Genomic DNA, 3,293 nt, shown 5'->3' with positions numbered 1-3,293 from the left:
GGCCCGCGCCGGTTTCGGCCTCGGCTACGTCGCGGGCGCGGGCTTCTTCCTGCCGCTGCTCGTGTGGACGGGCGAGGACGTGGGGCCGGTGCCGTGGCTGGCGCTGGCGCTGATCGAGGCGGTGTTCATCGGGGTCGCGGGCGCGGCCACGGCGCTGGTGACGCGGCTGCCCGCGTGGCCGCTGTGGGCGGCCGCGGTGTGGACGGCCGTGGAGGGCCTGCGGGCCCGGCTGCCGTTCGGCGGCTTCCCGTGGGGCAAGCTGGCCTTCGGCCAGGCCGACGGCTTCTTCCTGCCGCTGGCGGCCGTCGGCGGCACCCCGCTGCTGGGCTTCGCCGTGGCCCTGTGCGGCTTCGGCCTGGCGGAGGCGGCGCGGCGGGTGTGGCGCCGCCGGCGCCCGGCGGCCGAGGACGCCCCCGCCCCCGCCCGCGGCCCGCGCCGCATCGTGGCGATCGCCGCCACGGGCGCGGCCGTCGCCCTCCCCGTGGTCGGCTCCTTCGCCGCGCTCCCGCTGGTGAGCAACGCCGCCGAGGAGGGCACGGCCACCGCCGCGCTGATCCAGGGCAACGTGCCCCGGCTCGGCCTGGACTTCAACGCCCAGCGGCGGGCCGTGCTCGACAACCACGCCCGCCGCACCGCCCAGCTCGCCGAGGACGTCAGGGCGGGCCGCGCGCCCCGCCCCGACTTCGTCCTGTGGCCGGAGAACTCCTCCGACATCGACCCGTACGCCAACGCCGACGCCCATGACGTGATCGCCGGTGCCGTCCGGGCCATCGGCGCGCCGACGGCCGTGGGGACGGTCATCGCCCCGGAGACGGGCACGCTGCGCAACACCATGCTGCTGTGGGACCCGGCGCGCGGGCCGGTCGCCGAGTACGACAAGCGGCGGGTCCAGCCGTTCGGCGAGTACATCCCGATGCGCGGCTTCGTACGGATCTTCAGCTCGGACGTGGACCGGGTGCGCCGGGACTTCGGGCCGGGGCACGAGCCGGGCGTGTTCTCCATGGCGGGCACCCGGGTGGGGCTCGCCACCTGCTACGAGACCGCGTTCGACCGTGCCGTGCGGGACGTGGTGACCGGTGGCGCCCAGGTGATATCCGTGCCCAGCAACAACGCCACCTTCGGCCGCACCGAGATGACCTACCAGCAGCTCGCGATGTCGCGGGTGCGGGCGGTGGAGCACAGCCGCACGGTGCTGGTGCCGGTCACCAGCGGGGTCAGCGCGGTGATCCGCCCGGACGGCACGGTCGCCCAGCGGTCGGAGATGTTCACCCCGGCCGCGCTGGTGGCGGAGGTGCCGCGCCGCTCCTCGCTCACCCCGGCGACGCGCCTGGGCGCCTGGCCGGAGGCGGTGCTGGCCGCGCTGGCCGTGGCCGGCCTCACCGGGGCCGTACGGTTCCGGCTGCGCGCCCGTCGCGACGCCACCGCCTGACCACCGGCCCGGGACACCGCCTGACCACCGGGCCGGGCAACGAGCGGCTGACCGCCCCCCGGGCGCGGGCGGCTAACCGCCGGTCCGGGGCGCGGGCGCCGGGGGCCGGGCGGGGGCCGAGGCCGTCAGGAGGGGCTGGAAGAACCCGGTGTCCTCCGGTTCGAGCCAGTCGAGGCCCTCGAAGCCCGCGCCCGCCACGAGCTCGCCCACCTGGTCGCGCCGCAGCGCCCAGGACGTGGTGCGCCGTACCTGGACCCGCCAGTCGTCGCCGTCCGGGAGGAGCTGGAAGAGCTCCATGTCGTAGCGCTCGCCGTCGTCGTGCCAGTGCCAGAGCTGGAAGGTGACGGCGCGGCCGGTGGGCGTGTGGGACACCTGCGGCACCGTGGCGGGGCGGCGTTCCCGGCGGGCCGTCTCGTAGGGGCGCAGGCTCAGCAGCAACAGGCCGCCGGGGCGCAGCGCGCGCCGCATGCCGGTCAGGGCGGTGTGCGCGTCCTCGGCGGTCAGCAGATGGGCGAGGGCGTTGTCGGCGCACACGACGGCGTCGAACGAGCCGGGCCGGAAGGGCAGTCGGCGCATGTCGGCGGCGGCGGTCCGCAGGGACAGCCCGCGGGCCGCCGCCTCGCGGGCCGCGCGGGCGACGGCGACCGGGCTGAGGTCGGTGCCGGTGACGCGGTGGCCGGCGGCGGCCAGCCCCAGCGCCTGGGTGCCGATGCCGCACGCGCAGTCGAGGACGTCCCAGGACTCGGGCCCGGCGCCCGCTCCGCCGGCCCCGAGCCGGCGCAGCACCCCGGCGAGGGCCCGCCCCTGACGGTCGACGCCTGCGTTCCAGTCCTGGTACATCAGGTGGTAGCCATCGGCGAGCTGGTCGTAGAACCTGCGTGTCGAGGACATGCTCATGACCGTACGCCGCGCCGCGCCCGGCGGGGACGGCGCCGACCGGCCACCGGCGGCGCCCGGGCGGCGCCCCGGACCCGGGCGGGGCCGCCGCCGCGGCCCGGTCAGATGATGCCGAAGAGCAGCCCCGCGCCGAGCACCACCAGCGAGGTGAGCGCGGCCCAGACGACCGTGGACCGGGTGTGGTCGCCGAACTCCACCTTCGCCATGCCCACCAGCACATAGACCGCCGGGACCAGCGGGCTCGACATGTGCAGCGCCTGCCCCACCAGCGAGGCCCGCGCGATCTCGATGGGCGCCACCCCGTGGGCCGCGCCGGCTTCGGCGAGGATCGGCACGATGCCGAAGTAGAAGCCGTCGTTCGACATGAAGTAGGTGAAGGGGATGGAGAGCACGCCCGTCACCAGCCCCATGTGGGGGCCCATGCCGTCGGGGATCGCGTCGACGACGGCGCGCGCCATGTGCTCGACCATGCCGGTGCCGGTGAGGACGCCGGTGAAGACGGCGGCGGCGAAGACCATGCCGGAGACGTGGAGCACGTTCTCGGCGTGGGCGGCGATCCGCGCCTTCTGGTCCGGCATCCGGGGGAAGTTGACGGTCAGCGCGATCGCGGCACCGAGCAGGAACAGTACGGGGATGGGCAGCGCCTGGGTGATCAGCAGCGTGAGCAGGGCGACGGTGAGGGCGGCGTTGAACCAGTAGAGCCGGGGGCGCAGGGTGGGCCGGTCGGGGTCGAGGACCGACACGCCCTCGTCCCCGGCTTCCGCGCCCGAGCCGGAGCCCGCGCCACCGCCGGCGACACCCGTATCCGTACGGCCGCCCGCTCCCGTAACGGCGCCGGAACCCGCACCCGTACCACCGCCGGCGACACCCGCATCCGTACCGGCGCCCGAGCCCGTACCCGTACCGGCGACGCCGGCACCTCCGCCACCAGCGCGGCCGGGGTGAACATCTCCGACCGCTGGGCGAC

The 3,293-nt window shown here is 76.3% G+C and carries 2 protein-coding genes and 1 pseudogene; 1 reads left to right on the top strand and 2 read right to left on the bottom strand.

What is annotated here, in order from left to right:
- The coding region (gene lnt, locus ACSNOD_RS29860; protein WP_436770206.1) for an apolipoprotein N-acyltransferase at positions 1-1,429 on the top strand (1,429 nt) is incomplete at its 5' end.
- 72 nt (positions 1,430-1,501) lie between these two features.
- On the opposite strand, the gene ACSNOD_RS29855 is transcribed toward lnt, so the two are convergent.
- Both ACSNOD_RS29855 and ACSNOD_RS29850 read right to left on the bottom strand, forming a co-directional pair.
- Positions 1,502-2,326, bottom strand: a complete 825-nt coding sequence (locus tag ACSNOD_RS29855; protein ID WP_436770205.1) for a class I SAM-dependent methyltransferase — start codon at positions 2,324-2,326, stop codon at positions 1,502-1,504.
- 101 nt (positions 2,327-2,427) lie between these two features.
- A pseudogene (locus ACSNOD_RS29850) lies at positions 2,428-3,293 on the bottom strand (citrate:proton symporter); the annotation flags it as partial.

It is taken from the genome of Streptomyces sp. URMC 123 (assembly GCF_051386515.1).
Lineage (GTDB): Bacteria > Actinomycetota > Actinomycetes > Streptomycetales > Streptomycetaceae > Streptomyces.
Note: the sequence above shows the minus strand (reverse complement) of the source record. Positions and strands in the feature narration are given on the sequence as shown.